Origin of the sequence: Flavobacterium jejuense (assembly GCF_006491595.2) — a bacterium.
In the GTDB taxonomy this organism is placed as follows: domain Bacteria; phylum Bacteroidota; class Bacteroidia; order Flavobacteriales; family Flavobacteriaceae; genus Flavobacterium; species Flavobacterium jejuense.
The window spans coordinates 267,464-288,346 of record NZ_VEVQ02000004.1 but is presented as its reverse complement, the minus strand read 5'-3'; the positions used below and the strand labels follow the sequence as shown (position 1 = coordinate 288,346).

General features: G+C 30.0%; 20 protein-coding genes. 11 read left to right on the top strand and 9 right to left on the bottom strand.

Annotation, left to right across the window (positions count from 1 at the left end):
- The first annotated feature begins 1 nt into the window (after window position 1).
- Genes feoB through FIA58_RS08240 form a run of 3 tightly spaced genes read left to right on the top strand, consistent with a single transcriptional unit; the run spans window position 2 to window position 3,145 of the window.
- Window positions 2-2,116, top strand: coding sequence for a ferrous iron transport protein B (feoB, locus tag FIA58_RS08250; RefSeq protein ID WP_140962003.1), 2,115 nt, complete (start codon window positions 2-4; stop codon window positions 2,114-2,116).
- Window positions 2,117-2,154: 38 nt separating this feature from the next.
- Window positions 2,155-3,003 carry a hypothetical protein gene (locus FIA58_RS08245; protein ID WP_140962002.1) on the top strand — a complete coding sequence of 283 codons (849 nt, stop codon included), beginning with the start codon at window positions 2,155-2,157 and terminating at the stop codon, window positions 3,001-3,003.
- 13 nt (window positions 3,004-3,016) lie between these two features.
- Window positions 3,017-3,145 carry a FeoB-associated Cys-rich membrane protein gene (locus tag FIA58_RS08240; protein WP_140962001.1) on the top strand — a complete coding sequence of 43 codons (129 nt, stop codon included), beginning with the start codon at window positions 3,017-3,019 and terminating at the stop codon, window positions 3,143-3,145.
- On the opposite strand, the gene FIA58_RS08235 is transcribed toward FIA58_RS08240, so the two are convergent.
- The 3 genes from FIA58_RS08235 to FIA58_RS08225 are packed head-to-tail and all read right to left on the bottom strand — an operon-like array spanning window position 3,142 to window position 6,083.
- The gene (locus FIA58_RS08235) at window positions 3,142-3,540 is read right to left on the bottom strand and encodes a hypothetical protein (RefSeq protein WP_140962000.1); all 399 of its coding nucleotides are present in this window, start codon (window positions 3,538-3,540) and stop codon (window positions 3,142-3,144) included. The genes FIA58_RS08240 and FIA58_RS08235 overlap by 4 nt on opposite strands.
- Window positions 3,541-3,549: 9 nt before the next feature.
- Complete coding sequence (locus FIA58_RS08230) at window positions 3,550-5,424, bottom strand: Nramp family divalent metal transporter (RefSeq protein WP_140961999.1); 1,875 nt, start codon at window positions 5,422-5,424, stop codon at window positions 3,550-3,552.
- Between the two features lie 11 nt (window positions 5,425-5,435).
- Window positions 5,436-6,083, bottom strand: coding sequence for a metal-dependent transcriptional regulator (locus tag FIA58_RS08225; RefSeq protein WP_140962075.1), 648 nt, complete (start codon window positions 6,081-6,083; stop codon window positions 5,436-5,438).
- Window positions 6,084-6,172: 89 nt separating this feature from the next.
- Between FIA58_RS08225 and FIA58_RS08220 the strand changes: the two genes are divergently transcribed.
- Window positions 6,173-8,422: a TonB-dependent receptor gene (locus FIA58_RS08220; RefSeq protein ID WP_140961998.1), complete on the top strand. Its 2,250-nt coding sequence runs from the start codon at window positions 6,173-6,175 to the stop codon at window positions 8,420-8,422.
- Between the two features lie 98 nt (window positions 8,423-8,520).
- Window positions 8,521-8,910, top strand: coding sequence for an acyl-CoA thioesterase (locus tag FIA58_RS08215; RefSeq protein WP_140961997.1), 390 nt, complete (start codon window positions 8,521-8,523; stop codon window positions 8,908-8,910).
- On the opposite strand, the gene FIA58_RS08210 is transcribed toward FIA58_RS08215, so the two are convergent.
- A complete protein-coding gene (locus FIA58_RS08210; protein WP_140961996.1) occupies window positions 8,907-9,392 on the bottom strand; it encodes a PAS domain-containing protein in 486 nt (161 codons plus the stop codon). The genes FIA58_RS08215 and FIA58_RS08210 overlap by 4 nt on opposite strands.
- 126 nt (window positions 9,393-9,518) lie before the next feature.
- Between FIA58_RS08210 and FIA58_RS08205 the strand changes: the two genes are divergently transcribed.
- The 6 genes from FIA58_RS08205 (at window position 9,519) to FIA58_RS08180 (ending at window position 15,577) form a co-directional block, all read left to right on the top strand.
- Window positions 9,519-10,655 carry a lycopene cyclase family protein gene (locus FIA58_RS08205; RefSeq protein WP_140961995.1) on the top strand — a complete coding sequence of 379 codons (1,137 nt, stop codon included), beginning with the start codon at window positions 9,519-9,521 and terminating at the stop codon, window positions 10,653-10,655.
- 103 nt (window positions 10,656-10,758) lie between these two features.
- The gene (locus FIA58_RS08200) at window positions 10,759-11,169 is read left to right on the top strand and encodes a BrxA/BrxB family bacilliredoxin (protein ID WP_140961994.1); all 411 of its coding nucleotides are present in this window, start codon (window positions 10,759-10,761) and stop codon (window positions 11,167-11,169) included.
- A gap of 87 nt (window positions 11,170-11,256) precedes the next feature.
- The gene (locus tag FIA58_RS08195; RefSeq protein ID WP_140961993.1) at window positions 11,257-11,991 is read left to right on the top strand and encodes a lysophospholipid acyltransferase family protein; all 735 of its coding nucleotides are present in this window, start codon (window positions 11,257-11,259) and stop codon (window positions 11,989-11,991) included.
- A gap of 4 nt (window positions 11,992-11,995) precedes the next feature.
- Window positions 11,996-12,988 carry an acyl-ACP desaturase gene (locus FIA58_RS08190; RefSeq protein WP_140961992.1) on the top strand — a complete coding sequence of 331 codons (993 nt, stop codon included), beginning with the start codon at window positions 11,996-11,998 and terminating at the stop codon, window positions 12,986-12,988.
- A gap of 75 nt (window positions 12,989-13,063) precedes the next feature.
- Complete coding sequence (locus tag FIA58_RS08185) at window positions 13,064-13,708, top strand: HD domain-containing protein (protein WP_140961991.1); 645 nt, start codon at window positions 13,064-13,066, stop codon at window positions 13,706-13,708.
- A gap of 156 nt (window positions 13,709-13,864) precedes the next feature.
- The gene (locus tag FIA58_RS08180) at window positions 13,865-15,577 is read left to right on the top strand and encodes an alkaline phosphatase D family protein (protein ID WP_140961990.1); all 1,713 of its coding nucleotides are present in this window, start codon (window positions 13,865-13,867) and stop codon (window positions 15,575-15,577) included.
- 70 nt (window positions 15,578-15,647) lie between these two features.
- Here FIA58_RS08180 and FIA58_RS08175 read toward each other — a convergent pair whose 3' ends face one another.
- From FIA58_RS08175 to hemH, 5 genes are read right to left on the bottom strand one after another with little or no spacing between them, the layout of a single operon-like run.
- Window positions 15,648-16,424, bottom strand: a complete 777-nt coding sequence (locus tag FIA58_RS08175; RefSeq protein ID WP_140961989.1) for an enoyl-CoA hydratase/isomerase family protein — start codon at window positions 16,422-16,424, stop codon at window positions 15,648-15,650.
- A gap of 12 nt (window positions 16,425-16,436) precedes the next feature.
- On the bottom strand, window positions 16,437-17,864 hold the full coding sequence (locus FIA58_RS08170) for a sensor histidine kinase (RefSeq protein ID WP_140961988.1): 1,428 nt from the start codon (window positions 17,862-17,864) through the stop codon (window positions 16,437-16,439).
- Window positions 17,865-17,923: 59 nt separating this feature from the next.
- Window positions 17,924-18,475 (bottom strand): CopD family protein, encoded by a 552-nt coding sequence (locus FIA58_RS08165; protein WP_140961987.1) that lies wholly within the window; start codon window positions 18,473-18,475, stop codon window positions 17,924-17,926.
- On the bottom strand, window positions 18,465-19,817 hold the full coding sequence (locus FIA58_RS08160) for an MATE family efflux transporter (RefSeq protein ID WP_208022779.1): 1,353 nt from the start codon (window positions 19,815-19,817) through the stop codon (window positions 18,465-18,467). The genes FIA58_RS08165 and FIA58_RS08160 overlap by 11 nt, the downstream gene beginning before the upstream one ends.
- Window positions 19,817-20,854 carry a ferrochelatase gene (gene hemH, locus FIA58_RS08155; protein ID WP_140961986.1) on the bottom strand — a complete coding sequence of 346 codons (1,038 nt, stop codon included), beginning with the start codon at window positions 20,852-20,854 and terminating at the stop codon, window positions 19,817-19,819. The genes FIA58_RS08160 and hemH overlap by 1 nt, the downstream gene beginning before the upstream one ends.
- Between the last annotated feature and the right edge of the window lie 29 nt (window positions 20,855-20,883).

Genomic DNA, 20,883 nt, shown 5'->3' with positions numbered 1-20,883 from the left:
AATGTCCAAATCTACCATAAAAGTTGCTTTAATTGGAAATCCAAATGTGGGCAAAACTTCTGTTTTTAATCAATTAACAGGATTAAACCAACAAGTTGGGAATTACCCTGGAATTACTGTTGAAAAAAAACAAGGGGCTAGCAAACTATCAGATAATGTTAAAGCAAAAATAATTGACTTACCAGGAACCTATAGTTTAAATGCGAGTTCCATTGATGAAAATGTTGTCATTGAATTACTTTTAAACAAAAAAGATGAAGATTTTCCAGATGTAGCTGTAGTTGTTACTGAAGTGGAAAACCTTAAGCGAAATTTACTCCTTTTTACCCAAATTAAAGATTTAGAAATTCCTACCATTTTAGTTATTAATATGGCTGATAGAATGAGTTTAAAAGGAATTGAATTTGATCTTCCAATTTTAGAAAGAGAATTAAAAACTAAAATAGCACTAGTGAGTTCTAGAAAAAAAACTGGTATTTCTGAACTTAAATCGCTTATCTTAAATTATGAATCACTTTCAACCGAACCTTGTTTAAACGCTTCTGTTATAGATCCAGATTATTTTAACAATTTAAGAAGAGCCTTTCCAAACCAGCTTTTGTATAAATTATGGTTAGTAATCACGCAAGACGTTAATTTCTTAAATTTAGAACGAAATGAAATTAAAAATTCTTTTACAAAATCACATTCCGATTTAAAACGATTACAACAAAAAGAAACAATAAAAAGATATCAATTTATAAATGACACTTTAAAAATTGGCCAAAAAATTGATGCATCAAAAGCTACCGACTTGCGTGCCAAATTAGATCGCGTCTTAACACATAAAGTTTTTGGATATCTTATCTTTTTTGGAATATTGATGCTCATTTTTCAATCTATTTTTGATTGGAGTAAAATTCCGATGGATTTTATAGATGAAACATTTACCTCTTTGAGTGCTTACACAAAAAACCATCTTCCTGCAGGTGAATTTACCAATCTTTTAAGCGAAGGAATTATTCCAGGAATAAGTGGAATTGTAATTTTTATACCTCAAATAGCTTTCTTATTTTTATTTATTTCTATACTTGAAGAAAGTGGCTATATGAGTCGTGTTGTTTTTCTTATGGATAAAATAATGAGAAGATTTGGACTTTCAGGAAAAAGTATTGTCCCTTTAATCTCTGGAACAGCTTGTGCCATTCCTGCGATTATGAGTGCTAGAAATATTGAAAACTGGAAAGAACGTTTAATAACTATTTTAGTAACTCCATTCACCACTTGTTCAGCAAGATTACCTGTCTATGCTATATTAATCTCTTTAATCATTCCAGAAGAAAGAGTGTTTGGTTTTCTTAGCTTACAAGGTTTAACACTTATGTTGTTATATTTAATAGGTTTTGGAATGGCTGTACTTTCTGCTACTTTATTAAACTACTTTTTAAAATTAAATTGTAAATCTTATTTCGTTATTGAAATGCCTTCTTACAAAGTACCTATGTTTAAAAATGTAGCTTTAAATGTAATCGAAAAAACAAAAGCATTTGTAACTGGTGCAGGAAAAATAATCTTGGCTTTATCTATTATTTTATGGTTTTTAGGCTCTCACGGACCAACAAATAATTTTAAAAATGCAGATGCAATTGTCTTACAAGAATTAGAATTATCCCAAAATATAGCTTCCATTGAACCAGAACTTATTGAAAATAAAATAAGTAGTTACAAACTAGAACATTCTTACATTGGTATCCTTGGAAAAGCTATAGAACCTGCTATAAGACCTTTAGGTTATGATTGGAAAATAGGAATTGCTGTTGTAAGTTCTTTTGCTGCAAGAGAAGTCTTTGTAGGGACACTAGCCACGATTTATAATGTAGGAAATCACAGTGACGAAGAAGTAACTATAAAAAACAGAATGGCAGCAGAGATTAATCCAGTAACTGGTGAAAAAATATTTAACTTTGCCTCAGGTATTTCTTTATTACTATTTTATGCTTTTGCTATGCAATGCATGTCAACAATAGCTATTGTAAAAAAAGAGACTAATTCTTGGAAATGGCCTCTTATCCAATTTGTATTCATGAGTGGTTTTGCATATTTGACTGCCTTGATAGCTTATCAAATTTTAAAATAATTGGTTCAATATTTGATAAGTAGTATTAAAAGTTTCTTATGATTCAAAAAACTACCCTATTAGCAATTATTGGTTTACTATTTTTTTCTTACAGCATACATGGTCAAAAGAAAATTGAAAAATCAAAAGAAGAATTAACTGAGCAATCTGCAGTTAGGCATCAAAGTTCATCCTCTAGTTCTTCAAGTAGAAGTCGCTCATCTTCCAGTAGTGATGGAGAAAGTGCGTTCGCAGAAATTTTTGTACGGTTTTTTGTTGAAGCAACGGTAGGAGCATTTAAATACGGCATTATTGGAGATTATTACAATGAAGATCATTTATACAATAATCTAAGTCATTATCCCTACAAAGACGGAAGTTATGGTAATTTCAATAGTCGTGATAGCTTGTCTAAAAGTAAAATTAGAATAGATATTGAAGATAGTTTCATGTATAGTAACAAAAACTTAGTAGGTAATCATTTTAAAGCAAAAATTAGACCTTTTCAATATTTTTATCTTCAAACCGACCTTAGACAAGTCTATGAATCTGACCCTATAAATGATAGCAATTACAAACTCTATTTTTCTCATTTCACCTTAGGATATGATAGAATTAGGATGGATAAATTTAACTTAGGATGGAATTTAGGAGTCAGTTACATTGGTAATGATGTAAGAAAAACAGGCTTTACTTATGGTATTTCAACTGATTTTTTTCTAGATAAGAACATAAGCTTTTCTGGAAGTGCTAAATGGAGTAGAATAAACACAAGACCCGTTAATGCTTTTGAATTACAAAGTAAATATCACAAAAAGAATTATTATTTTTCCTTAGGATTTGAACACTTAAAAATTGCCACACCAACTTATAATTTTGTAACTTTAGGTGCTGGAGTTTACTTTTAAATATTAATAAATTATGAATTTTCAACAAATATTAGTTTACATTACACTTGCTATTGCCATTGGCTTTTTAGTAAAAAAATTTCTTTGGAAAAAAAAACCTAAAAAATCAAATTCTTGTGGAGATGATTGTGCTTGTCATTAATCATACTTAATTAACAACTTATAATCGGAATCATTTATAAGTTCATCTTTTATTCTTTCTGGTGTAACACCAATAAAAGTAATTGCCTTTTTACTATACTTACTTGCCCAAGTTGCGTTTTCACTTACCGTTTGAGAATTTACAATTAACTCTTTTTCTTCAATTAGTTTATCAGCCTTGTAAACCGCTACAATCATTTCAACTTGTCCTTCCCAAACGCAATTTAATCCTTCAGGGCAACGAGAATCTGCAGTAACTTTTTTAAGTTTTATTTGATATTCCTCTTGAGTAACTCCTTTTTGATTGGTTATATTTGTATTATTGGCCATATCACTTGATTGTTTAGAAGAACATTGTGCAAGAAAAATAGTTAAAAAAAGGATTACTGATTTCATGATTACTTGTTATTTGTTTTTTACTATAAATAAAGGTACATAAATTTTATGACGTAATTTATCAACTGTTGTTCCAAATAAAATATCTTTAATCCCTGAGTGACCATGAGTTCCCATTACCAAAATATCAAAATGATTTTCATTTATAATTTTAGGTAGAATCTTATATGGTTTTCCAAAGCCTAATTTAATAGCGACATCATATCCTTTTTCCAAAAGTATTTCTTTATATTCTAATAACAATTTTTCGTCTATCGTCGTTTCATGATCTGCTGCATTTCTTCCATACATCATAGCTCCTACTGTCTCAACAACATGGATTAAAGTATATTTTGCTTGAGGACCTCCTAGTTCAAAAGCGCTATTAATAGCTAATTCATCTGCTTTTGAAAAATCAACTGCAATTGCTATATTTTTTGTAGAATAAGTATTCGTTTCTTCTAATTTCAACTTTAAATTATGCGGAGAATGATTTTCAATTTTATGTTTTGCTTTCACAAAAAACGGCTTGAAAACGATATATAATAATAAAATTAAAAAACCAATTGCTAAAGGAACAACAGTTAACCAAATTATTGTTGGGTTACTTGAAGTTTCTAACCAACCTTTTATTTCATCATAAACCAACTTTCCATTTAAAGAAACAATGATAGAAGCAATTAACCATGAAGCAATTTGAGTAACTTTAGAAATATGAAAACCTTTCATTTTACTTTTATCGCTAACAAAATGAATTAATGGTATAATTGCAAAACCAAGCTGTAAACTCAAAATTACCTGACTCAAAATCAACAATTTTCCTGTAACTTGTTCACCAAAATAAAGAATAGTCAAAACTGCTGGAACAATAGCTAATAAACGAGTAATAATTCTTCTAACCCATGGTTGAATTCTTAAATTCAAATACCCTTCCATTATAATTTGTCCTGCTAACGTCCCTGTAATTGTAGAACTTTGACCTGCTGCAATTAAAGCAACTGCAAATAAAATTGGAGCCCATTTAGTTCCTAACAGTGGCTCTAATAACTGATGTGCATCTTGAATTTCTGCTACTTCAAATAATCCATTTTTATAAAAAGTGGCTGCTGCTAAAATTAAAATGGCTGCATTCACAAAAAAAGCTAAATTTAAAGCAATTGCACTATCTATAAAATTGTACTTTAATGCTTGTTTTACTCCCTTTTTACTCCTGTCAAATTTTCTAGTTTGAACCAATGAAGAATGTAAGTATAAATTGTGAGGCATTACTGTTGCTCCAATAATACCAATAGCAATATATAAAGCATTTTCATTTGGTAAAGTTGGAATTAAACCTGTTAGTACTTTTCCCATTTCAGGTTCTGCAAAAATCATTTCAAAAACAAATGAAAAACCTACTATAGCAACTAAAGCTATAATAAATGCTTCCATTTTTCTAATGCCTTTATTTATTAGAAAAAGTAATAAAAATGTATCTAAAACCGTAATAATAACACCGTCAATTAAAGAGATATTAAATAACAAATTTAAACCAATTGCCATACCTAAAACCTCAGCCAAATCACAAGCTGCAATTGCAATTTCAGCTAAGAAATATAAAATATAATTTATAAAAGGAGAATAAGTTTCCCTTGATGCTTGAGCTAAATCACGTTGTGTCACAATTCCTAGTCTCGCGCTTAAACTTTGTAACAACAAAGCCATGATATTACTCATCAATAATACCCAAATTAAGGCATAACCAAACTGACTACCACCAGCTAAATCAGTAGCCCAATTTCCTGGATCCATATAACCTACACTAATTAGGTAAGCGGGTCCAAAAAAAGCTAGTATTTTTCTAAAGGTTGATGCTTTACCTTGTGTTGCAACCGATTCATTAACTTCTTCTAATGACTTACTCATGATTTTTTATGTTATTGTACATATAAGTTTGTGGCAATTTTATTAGATAAAACCATTACTTTTTTATCTATTTCAACTCTAATTAATTCATCAAAAGATTCCTTCTCAAGTATTTTAATTTGAGAACCTAAAGTGATTTTTTGTTTATCTAAATATTGTAAAAATTCTGCTGAAGAATCCTTTACTCCTACACATTTACATAAAGTTTCTAAAGGTATCTCAGATAGTAATTGTTTATCTAATTTTTTCATTTCCCCTTTTTCATTAGGAATAGGATCTCCATGTGGATCAAAATCAGGAAATTCTAAAAATGCATCCAAACTATTAATTAGTTTTTCTGATTTTATATGTTCTAATTCTTCCGCAATTTCATGTACTTCATCCCAAGAAAATTGCAACTTTTCCACTAAAAAAACTTCCCACAATCGGTGACGCCTTACTATTTTTTTTGCCTGTATTAATCCCTTATTAGTTAAAGAAGCACCTTGATATTTTTTATAGGTAACTACTTCTTTTTCAGCTAATTTTTTTAACATATCAGTTACTGATGAAGCTTTTGTCTCTAGCATTCCTGCAATAGCATTTGTGTTTACTCCTTTTGGTGAAACCAATGATAAATGATAAATAACTTTTAAATAATTCTCTTCAGAAATGGTCATTTTAAAAATAAATTTAATCAAATATAATAAATTTATTCTGTTATTCTAAAAAATATTTTTAGTTTTGTCTAAATTTAATTTTAATGTAAATGAAAAAAATATTTCTGCTATTTGGTTTTATTACTGCACTTAGTTCTGGGCAAACCACTATAAAAGGGAAAATTTTAACTAATAATGAGGCTTTGGCTTTTGCTTCTGTTTTTATTCCAACGTTAAATTTGGGAATAAATTCAGATGAAAATGGCTTTTATCTTTTAAAAAATATTCCAAATGGAACTTATTCAATTACTTATTCTTTTATTGGTTTTAAATCAAAAAAGAAGAATATCACTGTAAATAATGAAACTGACATTACTATTAATATAACGCTTGAGGAAAATCACAGCCTAGATGAAGTTGTTGTTACAGGAACTCTAAAACCCGTTTCCAGACTAGAAACTCCTGTGCCAGTAGAAGTCTATACTGCCTCTTTCCTAAAGAAAAACCCAACACCCAATATTTTTGAAGCCCTACAAAATGTAAATGGTGTACGCCCTCAATTAAATTGTAATGTTTGTAATACTGGTGATATTCATATTAATGGTTTAGAAGGTCCTTACACAATGGTAACCATAGATGGAATGCCTATAGTAAGTGGTTTGTCAACTGTATATGGATTGTCTGGAATTCCAAATTCATTGATTGACAGAATAGAAATTGTAAAAGGACCTGCTTCTTCTTTGTATGGTAGTGAAGCTGTAGGAGGTTTAATTAATATTATTACAAAAAGTCCAGAAACAGCTCCGTTATTCTATGCAGATGCTTTCAGTACTTCTTGGCTAGAAAACAATATTGATTTAGGTGCTAAATATTCCTTAGGAAAGAAAATCAATTCACTTATTGGGATAAATTATTACAATTACAACAACCCAATTGACAATAATAAAGATAATTTTACCGATGTTACTTTACAAAATAGAATTTCAATTTTTAATAAATTTTCCATTTTAAGAAAAAGTGAAAAAGAATTTTCACTTGCTGGACGTTATTTTTATGAAGACCGTTGGGGTGGAGAAATGCAATGGAATAAAAGTTATAGAGGTGGCAATGAAGTATATGGGGAAAGCATTTATACTAAACGTTATGAAGTACTAGGAAAATATCAATTACCTATTAAAGAAAATTTAATAGCTTCTTTTTCTTATACTAATCACAATCAAAATTCCGTTTACGGAGATGTGTTTTTTCTAGCGAAACAAGAAATTGCTTATGGACAAATGACATGGGATAAAAAAATAGGAAATCACGATCTGCTTTTTGGAACGGCTTTTCGTTACCAATTTTATAATGATAATACAACCGCAACCAAAAAACCGGAAAAAACTAAAATTAGTAGCCTTTTTCTTCAAGATGAAATAAAATTAAGCGAAAAACATAGTGTTTTGTTAGGTACAAGATATGATTATAATTCTATACATGGCGCTATTTTTACTCCTAGAATAGCCTATAAATGGAAACCCTCTAAAAATGATATTTTTAGAATTAATGCTGGAACTGGCTTTAGAGTGGTCAATTTATTCACAGAAGAACATGCTGCTTTAACGGGTTCCAGAGATGTTATCATTACTGAAAATTTAAACCCAGAGAAATCCTACAATATTAATTTCAATTATTTAAGAAAATTTGAAATAGGTGATGGAGTTCATTCAGTAATAGAATTTTCGAGTTGGTACACTCATTTTAAAAATCAAATTATTCCTGATTATGATACTAATCCTAATCAAATTATATATTCTAATTTAAATGGATATTCTAAAACCTATGGTCTAACAGGAAATTTTGAGTTAATTTTCCCATTTGGTTTAAAAACAATGATAGGCTTTACTGCTTTAGAGTCAAAAAACAAAAGAGATGGAATCATAAGCACTCCTATATTAACTGAAAAATTTAGCACTACTTGGGGAATTACTTATGATATTGTAAAATGGAATTCCTCTATCGATTATACTGGTAATTTATACGGTCCCATGCGATTACCATTATTAGGGGATCTAGATCCAAGAAGCGAATATTCTCCTTTTTGGAGTATTCAAAATATCCAATTTACCTATAAAAACTTCAAGTATTTTGAACTTTATGGTGGCATTAAAAATCTTTTAAATTGGACACCAAATAAAAACAACCCTTTTTTAATAGCAAGAGCAAACGATCCATTTGATAAAGCAGTTGTTTTTGATGCCAATGGAAACGCTACAGCAACGCCAAACAATCCGTACGCGCTAACTTTTGACCCTAGTTATGTTTATGCTCCTAACCAAGGAATAAGAGGGTTTTTAGGACTTAGATATATTTTAAATTAAATCGAAAATATTCTTTTTTAGAGTAGATATGTATTACTTTTGAAAACTTAACTAATTTAGGAATTTTAATACAAAATTATAAAGATAATTTACACTTTATGAGTTTAGAAAAAAGAATCGAAAATTCGATTACAAGAGTATTCAAGGCCGTTTTCCCTAATACAACAAATCATTATGACACCCTTTTTGGAGGGACTGCTATGCAATTAATGGACGAAGTTGCTTTTATAACAGCCACTCGTTTTAGCAGACAAAAAATGGTAACTGTTAGTAGTGATAAAATAGATTTTAATAAACCTATACCTCATGGAACAATTGTTGAACTTATTGGTAAAGTAACCTATTTAGGGAATACAAGCTTAAAAGTGAGAGTAGAGATTTTTATAGAGCAAATGTATGATGACACCCGTGAAAAAGCTGTTACAGGTGAATTTACATTTGTAGCCATAGGAGAAGATAAATCCGCAGTTAAAATTATTTCAAATTAAGCTGCCGTTTCAAAGGCAATATAATTTACAAAAATGCCTTTTTTATCAAATTTTGGATACGCTTCAATTTGACATAAATAAATTTCTCCGTTCTTTTTGTAATTCAAAATAACCTCTTTAAAAGGACGTAAATTTTCTATTGCTATACGAATTTTTTTTCTACTTTCTAATGAAGTCTCCTTGCCTTGAAACATCTTTGGAGAATTTCCTATTATTTCTTTGTAATCATAGCCATTCATTTCCATAATGTTAGTAGAGGCAAAAATGATTTTAAAATTAGCATCAGTAACTAAAATGGCACTATTGTTTGTCTTCTTTACTTTTAAATAGTTAATTTTCTCAGACCAGTTGGCTTGAATATCATTAAATTCTTTTTGCTCAGCTCTTGGCATATTATAAAATTCCCAACTTATTAATGGAAGTGGTACAATTTTTAAACTTTCTTGGTACTTAGCCCACGCTTTATCATATTCCTTAAGCATAATTATAAATTTAATATGTCAAAATTATATGTTTTATAGATTCAATTCGTTTTTTAAACAAGGTTTAACGTTTGTTTGATGGAACAAATCATGACAAATATAACTTCATTTCAATATCTTTGAAAAGTGAAACACTACAATTACATATTTACTGGCTCAGGTCTTTCGGCTTTAATGATAGTTTATGAAATGATTTTATCTGGAAAATTTAAAGGTAAATCTATTTTATTACTTGATAAAGATTCTAAAAAAATCAATGACAGAACGTGGTGTTTTTGGGATGAAACAACTCTTTTTGATTCCATTATCTCAAAGAAATGGCAAGCAGCTCTTTTTACCAACAACAATTTTAAAAAAGAACTAAAGATTCAACCCTATGAATATAAAATGATAAAAGGAATAGACTTTTATAACTTTGTTTTCCAAGAGATTTCGAAACACAAAGAAATATCTTTTCTTACTGAAGATGTAGTTTCTTTTGAAGATTTGGGTAACCAGTGTCATATAAAAACGGAATACCAAGAATTTACAGCAGATAAAGTTTTTAATTCCATTTTTTATTCTGAAATAGTTACTTCTCAAAATAAATACCCTTTATTGCAACAACATTTTATAGGTTGGTTCATTAAAACAAAAGAAGCTGTTTTTAATCAAGATGCTGCCACTTTTATGGATTTTTCGATTGAACAAAAAGGAAATACTCGTTTTATGTATGTTTTACCAACTTCAAAAACCGAAGCTTTATTAGAATACACTTTGTTTTCAAAAGATTTACTTTCTATAGAAGAATATGAAGAGGCCATTGTAAATTACATACAAAAATTAGGAATTTACGACTATGAAATAATTGAAAAAGAATATGGAAATATACCTATGACAAGTTATGAATTTTGGAAACACAACACCAAAAACATAGTCAATATAGGTTCCGCAGGTGGTTGGACCAAAGCAAGTACTGGTTTTACTTTTAAAAATGCAACCAAAAAATCAAAAGCCTTAGTAACATTTCTTCAAAAAGATGCTGATTTTACTCAATTTTACAAAAAAGATAAATTTTGGCTTTATGATTTATTATTTATTGATGTTTTATTCAAAAATAATGCTCTAGGTTCAAAAGTGTTTTCAGCTTTATTCAAAAAAGGAAATCCGATTTTAATTTTTAGATTTTTGGATGAAGAGACTTCGTTTCTTGAAGATTTAAGAGTGATGTGGAAATGCCCAAAAATTCCTTTTATGAAAGCTTTATTTAGAAGAATTTTCTAAATTTTACTTTCTTTATTGACCTATAACAAATCTTTATGATTTTATTAGATATGGAATTAGTTAATCTTTGTAACTTTGTAATGTTAATTTAAAATACAAATTTATGTATCCAGAAGAAATGGTAAAACCCATGCGTGCAGAACTTTCTGAAGCTGGTTTTAAAGAATTATATACAGCAGCAGACGTTAACAATGAAATTCAGAAAGAAGGAACTACTTTAGTAGTAGTGAATTCCGTTTGTGGTTGTGCTGCAAGAAATGCGCGTCCAGGTGCAAAAATGAGTTTAGATGGTGCAAAAAAACCAGCTAATTTAATCACCGTTTTTGCAGGTGTAGATAAAGAAGCAGTTGATGCTGCAAGAGAACAAATGTTTCCTTTTCCTCCTTCTTCGCCAAGTATGGCTTTATTCAAGAATGGAGAATTAGTTCATATGTTAGAACGTCATCATATTGAAGGTCGTCCAGCAGAATTAATTGCAGAAAACTTAAAAGATGCTTATAACGAATATTGTTAATTTGTTATCTCTAAAACTATGAAAACCATCTTTTAATGATGGTTTTTTTGTTTTAAATAGTACCTTTGTTAAAAAGTCTATCCTGTTATGCAAAAGATAATTTCTTACCCAATTTCTATTGTGTATTATACACTGTTTTTGTTTTGGTTATGTTTGTTTCATCCCATACAATGGATTTGCTTCAACCTTTTTGGATACAATGCACATCGATGGAGTGTTGCAATATTAAACTGGTTTTTGGTTAGAAATACGCATCTATTAGGTACAATTTATTCGTTCAAAGGAAAAGAAAAATTGCCAAAAAATGTGCCTTTAATTATTGTAGCCAATCATCAAAGTTTATATGATATTCCAGCTTTAATTTGGTTTTTAAGAAGTTGGCATCCCAAATTTATCAGCAAAAAAGAATTAGGAAAAGGCATTCCAAGTGTTTCTTATAACCTAAGACATGGCGGTTCAGCTCTAATTGATAGAAAAGATGGCAAACAAGCTTTGTCGGAAATTAAAAAATGTGGAGAATTTATTAATAAAAATAATTATTCAGTAGTCATTTTTCCAGAAGGGACAAGAAGTAAAACAGGAGTTCCAAAGCCTTTTTCAGTAAATGGCTTAAAAATGTTATACAAATTTGCTCCAGATGCTTATTTTGCTCCTGTAACTATAAATAATTCATGGAAAATGTCACGTTACGGTACTTTTCCATTAGGACTAGGAAATCGATTAGAATTTCAAGTTCACGAACCTTTAAAAATTTCTGATTACAAATTTGAAGAAATTTTAGAAAAAACAGAAAAAATAATAACTGATAATATAAAAAAATAATATAATGTCAATAAAAAATGTTCGCTTAGAAGTAATGCAGTTTTTGGAAAAGAAAATTGATTCTTTCGTAGAAGAATTTTTAATTCCAGTTGAAAAAATTTGGCAACCAACCGATTTGTTACCCAATTCTCAAAATGAAAAATTCTTTGATGAAGTAACGGAATTGAGAGAAATTGCTAAAGAATTCCCTTATGATTTTTGGGTCGTTTTAGTAGGTGATACTATCACTGAAGAAGCTTTACCAACTTATGAATCCTGGTTAACTCAAGTGGAAGGTGTTGATCAAGAAAATGGTGGAAACGGTTGGAGCAAATGGATTAGGCAATGGACTGGTGAAGAAAATCGTCATGGAGACACACTTAATAAATACCTTTATTTATCAGGACGTGTAGACATGCGTGAAATTGAAATGACCACACAACATCTAATTAATGATGGTTTTGATATTGGAACTAGTAATGATCCTTATAAAAACTTTGTTTATACTAGTTTTCAAGAGTTAGCAACCTATGTTTCTCACAATCGCGTAGCGCAAATGGCTAAGAAATTTGGTGATAATAAATTGGCTAAAATGTGTCGATTAATCGCTGGAGACGAAATGCGTCATCATCAAGCATATAGTACTTTTGTAAGTAGAATTTTCGAAGTGGATCCAAGTGAAATGATGTTGGCTTTCCAACACATGATGAAGCATAAAATTACAATGCCTGCTCACTTTTTGAGAGAATCTGGACAAAAAATAAGTACTGCTTTTGAACAGTTTTCAGATGCTGCTCAAAGAATTGGTGTGTACACAGCGGCTGATTATGTTGATATCATGCAAAAATTGATTGATAAATGGCAAATTGATAAAATTACTAATCTTACAGATGAAGCTGAAAAAGCAAGGGATTTTTTAATGAAATTACCTGCTCGAATGACACGCGTTTCTGAAAGACTAGTTATTCCTGAAACTAGTCATGTTTTTAAATGGGTTCAACCCGCTTTAATAAAATAATACTATAAATTCTAAAAAATTAAATTCCAAATTCTATTCATTTGTAATGGAATTTGGAATTTTTCTATATAAAAAATGACACTTATAAATAACACTATTCTTTTTGTAAAAGAGCAACTTCAACATGCAGAAGGAGGTCATGATTGGTTTCACATTGAACGTGTTTATAAAAATGCGTTATTAATTGCCAAAGAAGAAGATTGTAATCTTGAAATTGTAAAACTAGGTGCTTTACTTCATGATATTGCTGATAGTAAATTTCATAATGGTGATGAAAAAATTGGCCCGAAAGTAGCTCGTGGTTTTTTGGTTACCCAAAATGTTAATGAAAATACTATAACACATGTAATTGCTATTATTGAAAATATTTCCTTTAAAGGAGGTAATTTTGAAAAGAAATTCACTTCAAAAGAATTAGATATTGTACAAGATGCTGATCGATTGGATGCCATTGGAGCCATAGGAATAGCTCGGAGTTTTAATTATGGTGGTTTTAAAAACAGACCTTTGTATAATCCAGAAATTCAACCGAACCTCAACATGAGTAAAGAAGAATATAAAAAGAGCGAAGCACCAACATTAAATCATTTCTACGAAAAACTACTACTTTTAAAGGATAAAATGAATACCGAAACTGGTAAAAAATTAGCTAAAGAACGCCATGCCTTTATGGAGAAATTTTTAGCGCAATTTTATGCTGAATGGGAAGGTGAAAAATAATAAAGTACTACTAAATTAATAATGATTTATTCTTTTCTTAAAGAATAGCCTACTAACAATACACTTTAAGAATCTTATTTAATCTTTACTTAATCATTAGGTAAAGACTTTATAAATCTAATATTTGAATTTTGATAAAATTTAAATATAGAAAAAATGAGTCAGCATTCTTTATCTAGAAGACGCTTTTTAGTCAATTCCATTTTAACAACTGGTGGGCTACTTTTAGCTCCTAATTTTATTAGTTGTACCGATGATACTACCGTTTTTGGTATACCAGATGATTATACTCCAGATAATTTTGCACATGGTGTAGCTAGTTTTGACCCTACTCATGATCAAGTTATCATTTGGACCCGATATAACACTGGTAAACCTCAAATTAAAATTCATTGGCAAGTAGCTTATGATAACCAATTTGAATCCGTTTTTAGAAGTGGTGAAGTAATTACAGACCCTACTAGAGATTATACATTAGCTATTGAACTTCAAAATTTAGAGGCTGATAAAAAAATATATTACCGTTTTTTTAACCAAGAAGACAGAAGCGTATCAGTTGTAGGTGAAACCATTACTTTACCAATTGCAACTAATTCGATAAAACTAGCGGTTTGTTCTTGTTCCAATTATCCTGCTGGATTATTTAATGTTTATAAAGCTATGGCCAATTCTGATGCTGACATTATTGTGCATTTAGGCGATTATATATACGAATATGGTCAAGGTCAATATGGAACCAATGAATTCACTACTTTATTAAATAGAAGTCATGAACCAGAAAATGAAATTATAACTTTAGCAGAATATAGAACCCGTTACAAGCAATATCGTTCTGATAAAAGCTTACAATTGGCACACCAAAAGAAACCTTTTATCTGCGTTTGGGATGATCATGAAATTGCTAATGATACTTATAAAGATGGAGCAGAAAATCATCAGCCCAATGAAGGTAGTTTTGAAGCTAGAAAAGCAGATGCCATTAAAGCCTATAGCGAATTTTTACCTTTACGCTCAAATGACACCAGTTTAATCTACAGAAATTTCAACATTGGTAATCTAGTAAACTTAATCATGTTAGATACTCGTGTTATTGCTAGAGACAAGCAGCTAGATTATACTAATTATATTGATGGAACTGGCAATTTTAATACTACTAGCTTTCAAAACGATTGGTTGGATCCAACACGTACATTATTAGGATCTACACAAAGAAATTGGTTGGTTTCTCAAGTTACTGGTAGTTCCGCACATTGGCAAGTTTTGGGTCAACAAGTTTTAATGGGAAAAATGTTTATTCCTGCTGAAATGTTATTAGGGTTAGGTGCTGTTACAGGAGGAGCTCCAGGAGCTTTACAACAGTTTCAACAAACTTTAACAGAATTAGTGACTATAAAATTACGTTATCTCAATAATGACCCAACACTTACAAGTGTCGAAATTGCTAGAATAGCAACTGTTTTACCTTATAATTTAGATGCTTGGGATGGTTATCCTGTGGAGCGAGAAATGTTATACAACAGCTTTGCTGGTAAAAAAATAGTCTGTTTAGCAGGAGATACACATAATGCTTGGTATACTAATTTAGTATCTAATGACTCGAATGAAATTGGTAAAGAATTTGCAACTTCTTCAGTAACTTCTCCAGGTTTAGAGTATTATTTAGGAATTGATGCAACTAGCATTACTGGTTTTGAAAATGCCATGCAAATCTTAATTGATGATCTTAATTATGTAAACGCATCCAATAGAGGGTATCTTACGCTAACATTTACAACAAGTAATGTAGAATCAAAATGGAATTTTGTGAGTACGGTTTTTGATGAAAACTTTTCTGAAAATACAGACAGAGTAGAATCTTATTCTATCTAATTATTCTAATGAAAACAAAAAGGCTGTTTGAAAATATCAAAACAGCCTTTTAAATTATAATTGTTTTTTACTATTTAAAATCAGCTTTCCTCTTCTCTAAAAAAGCAGTAGTTCCTTCTTTAAAATCTTCAGTTCCAAAAGAAGCACCAAAGTTTTTAATCTCAACTTCGTATCCATTGACACCATCTTCAAAATTAGCATTGATTGCTTGAATTGCTTTTGAAATAGCAGTACTAGAATTTTTTGTGATTTTTGCTGCAATTCCTTTGGCTAAATCTAATAATTCTGCTTGTGGTACTACATGATTTACTAATCCATAATTTAAAGCAGTTTGTGCGTCTATCATTCCAGCTGTCATGATCATTTCCATTGCTCTTCCTTTTCCTACTAATTGTGATAAACGTTGTGTTCCTCCATAACCTGGAATGACTCCAAGGGTTACTTCTGGCAATCCCATTCTTGCATTATCACTTGCTACTCTAAAATGACAAGCCATAGCTAATTCTAATCCACCACCTAGAGCAAAACCATTTACTGCAGCAATAACTGGTGTTGATAAATTTTGAACGAAATCAAATAATAATTCTTGTCCTTTTGCCGCTAATTTTCCTCCATCTTCCTCAGAAAAATGAGCAAATTCAGAAATGTCTGCTCCAGCTACAAAGGCTTTTTCTCCGCTTCCAGTAATTATAATAACTTTTATTGATTTATCATCATCTAAAGATTTAAATCCTTCATGTAAATCTAAAATTGTAGCTTTATTTAAAGCATTTAATTTTTCAGGTCTATTAATTGTAATGATTGCAATGTTGTCTAATTTTTCAATTAAAATATTTTCCATTTTTATATTTTTTAGTAGTTAAATGATTTCCTGTTCTTCTGTAATTGGAAAAGAAACTAAAAATTCAGTTCCAGTTCCTTCTTCACTTTGAAAAGTAATTGTTCCATTATAATTTTCTATAATGTTTTTTATTATAGCTAAACCCAATCCCATTCCACTAGATTTAGTAGTGAATTTTGGTTCAAAAATACGTGCTTTATTTTGCTCTGTTACACCTTTCCCATTGTCTTTTACAGAAATAAGAGCATTGTTTTCATCCTTATAAACTCGCACAACAACTTCTTTATCTTCTTGTTCCTCTGGGATAGCTTGAGTAGCATTCTTAACCAAATTTGTAATTACTCTAATTAATTGAGTTCTATCTAAACTAGCAATAATTTCTTCTTCTGAATATGAAAAACGAATAAAATCTTCATTAAATATATCTAAGGCTAATTGAACAACTTTTACCACATTTAAAGTTTCATTTTGCTGAGCTGGCATAGAGGCAAAATTAGAAAATGCTCCAGCTACAGAACTCATAGTGTCTATTTGTTGAATTAATATTTTGGCAAAATCATCTAGCTTTTCTTTTGCTTTTGGATCATTTAAATCAAATCGTCTTTGATAGCTTTGCACCGTCAAACGCATAGGTGTTAAAGGATTTTTAATTTCGTGAGCAACTTGCTTTGCCATTTCTCTCCATGCTTGTTCTCTTTCACTCTGAGCCAATTTTGTTGCACTATCTTCTAACTTATCTACCATGTTATTATAGGATTCTATCAGTAAATTAATTTCTTTACTACCTTCGTCTAATTCAATTTTTTGATTTTGTTGATTGAAATTTGTTTCCTGTATTTTATCGGAAATTATTTTTAACGATTTTGTAATATAACTAGAAAGAAAATAGGAAAGAAAAATAGAAATTAACAACATTACAAAGTAAACCTGACCAAAGCGAATTAGAAAATTCTTGATTTCGTTATCGTAAAACTCGGTATCTTCCTCATAAGGTAAATTTAATATTGCCAAAGGTTTAAATTTATTATCTTTTATATAACAATATGAAGATCGATAAGGTAAACCATCAATTTTGGTAAACTCTACATATCTCTTATCTATTGTTCCTTGTAAAATTTTTAAAGTAGAAGCATTTATTTCTGGTCGAATACTATCCATTTTAAAAACAGGTTTTGATGAAATAATTAAATTCCCTTTTAAATCAAAAAAGTTTATTTCAAGACTATGGATATCTGCTATTTCATGTATTTTTTCTTTGAATATATATTGAATATTCTCTGTAATTAAAGGAAAACTAGTGTTATTTAGAATATAATTAATATTTTCAATAATTGCATTCTCTTTTCTTTCTAATCGGTCTTGATGGTATTCTCTTGCTTCTTTTTTAAATTGATAATAAGAAACAAATGCGATTAGAATAGACGCAATAAGTGTTAAAAATATCATGGAAAGAAATATTCTTAATCGGAGAGAAATATGTTTTATATTAAATATTGCGTACACTTTTAATTATTCTTCTTTTCTCGAATTCGTTTATATAATTTAAATCCTAACATAATTAGAATTGAAAAAACAAAAATGCCTACAACACCGTAAATCCAGTTAATGGCACTTTTTAAAATTACCAAAAAAACAATGGCAAATAAAATAATAGTAGCACCTTCATTCCAAATTCTAAAAAAATTAGAGCTGTTTCTTACTTCATTTCTTTGTAATTGTTTAAAAATTTGATGGCATTTTCCATGATATATATAGAGTAGCAAAACAAATGCTAGCTTTACATGCATCCAAGGTTGGGTTAACCAAAATTTTCCGCTTTCTGTAAAAAAAAGCATCCAATAAGCAAAAATACTTGCTAAAATAGCACTTGGCCAAGTAATGATATACCAAAGCCTATATTGCATTAATTGATATTGCTTAATTAAAATATCTTGTTCTAGTTGTGGTTTTTGTTTGGCTTCAGCATGATATACAAACAAGCGAACCATATAAAAAAGTCCTGCGAACCAAGTAATCACAAAGATAAGGTGTAAAGCTTTTATATAGTTATATTCCATCTTGAGCGAATGTTAACTTTCTATTCATTTCACGTTTTAAAAAGAAGCCTGTTACTAAAGTAGATAAAATATCAGCAATAGGAAAGGCTATCCATACTCCAAAAATACCATAATAATTTGGTAAAACTAAAATCAATGGTATTAAGAAAAAACCTTGTTTGGTTAAAGTCAATAAAAGTGCAGGAATCGCTTTACCAGCTGCCTGAAAATACGCAGCTCCTATTAACTGAATTGCTATAATAGGTGACGCAGCAAAAACCATTCGTAAAGCATTAGGTGTTTCTTTTACTATTGTTGCATCTTTTGAGAAAATAGTTACTATCGGTTCTGCAAAAACTAGAATAACTATAAAAATAACAGTAGCTAGACCTGCAGCCCATTTTACAGAAGTTGAAATTGTTTCGCTAACTCTAACATAATTTTTAGCTCCATAATTATAACCTGCAATTGGAAGAAAACCTTGTGTAACTCCTAATATTGGGAATAAAGCAAACATTAACATACGGCTTATAATTCCATAAATGGCTACAGAGATTTCTCCTCCATGAATAAAAAGTGTATGATTTAAAATAATAGACAATATAGCCACAACTCCCTGTCGAGCGAAAGTTACAAAACCTAATGATGCAATTTCAGAAACAATTTTAAAATCAAGAAAATAATGTTTCAGATGTAAGTGTAATTCACTTTTAAAGATGAAAAACCACAAAATAAAAGCAAAACACATAAAATAAGAAATAGAGGTAGCCAAAGCAGCACCAAACATTCCTAAATTTAAGACTTTTATAAAAAGGATGTCTAAAATAATATTACTAAATGCGGGAATTATCATCGCAATCATCGCAAACTTTGGCTTTCCTTCTGCTCTAATTACAGTATTTCCCATCATACAAAGTGCTAAAAATGGAACACCATATAAAACAGGAGTAAAAAATTCCATTGCGGGTTTCATTATGTCTCCATTAGCACCAAAAAGTAACAAAACTTCACTTGAAAAGGAAAAACCAATAATAACAGACATCACCGCTAAACCTAAGGTCATCATAATTTGATTCCCAAATGTTTTTAATGCTTTTTCTCTATTATTAGCCCCTAAAGCTCTTGATATTATAGAACTTCCACCAATACCTAAAGCCATTCCTAAGGAAGAAATCAAAAATGTAATAGGTAAAACAACAGAAACAGCTGCTATAGCTAAAGAACCTATCCATTGACCTACAAAAATGGTGTCAATTAAAATATTAACCGACATAAATAAAATACCTATAGACGCAGGAACAGATTGTTTAATTAATAGCTGTTTAATCGACAAAGTACCTAATTCCGTTGAAGAAACTGCCATTATCTGTTTTGTTCTTCTGGTTGAAAAGCCCATTGATCAATCCAGCGACTTAACGTTTTGCACCAATCATCATCATCATTTAGACAAGGGATTGCTTTGAATTCTTCACCACCATGAGCTTTAAATTCATGATTGGCTTCCATTGCAATCTCTTCTAATGTCTCTAAACAATCCGATACAAAAGCTGGAGTTACAACTGCTAGTTTTTTAATTCCTTTTTCTGGCATTTTGTTGATTTCAACATCCGTATAAGGGGTTAACCATTTATCACCAGCTAAACGCGATTGGAAAGTCTGACTGTATTTTCCTTCTTCGATACCTAAAAATTCAACCACTTGTTTTGTGGTTTCATAACATTGATGACGGTAACAAAATTCATGAGCTGGTGAAGGTGTATTACAACAACTACCATCTATTTTACAATGGTTTTTAGTAATATCTGTTTTACGAACGTGACGTTCTGGAATTCCGTGATAAGAAAATAATAAATGATCATATTCAAATCCTTCTAAATGTTTTTTAATAGAATTGGATAGATCTCTAATGTAATCCTTTTGATTATAGAAAGCAGGAACAATCGTAAAATTCATGTGAGGAAATTTCTTTTTACGCAATTCTTCAGCTAAAACTAAAATGGTAACCGTTGAAGCCATAGCATGTTGTGGATACAAAGGAAATAATAATACTTCAGTAACTCCTTTATCGCTTAATTCTTGTAAGCCACTTTCAATACTTGGATTACCATATCTCATCGCTAAAGAAATAGGAATACTTACATTTTGTTCTACTTTAGCTTTCATTCTTTTCGAAAGCACAATTAATGGTGAACCTTCTTCCCACCAAATTTTTTTATAAGCAGCAGCTGATTTTTTGGGTCTTGTTTGTAAAATAATTCCTCTTACTAATAAAGCACGTAATAAAAACGGAACGTCTATTACATACTTATCCATTAAAAATTCATCTAAATAGGGTTTTACATCCTTTGGGGTAGGGCTTTCTGGTGAACCTAAATTGACTAATAATACTCCTTTTTTCATTTATTCTAAATTGTATTTTCTATGATTAT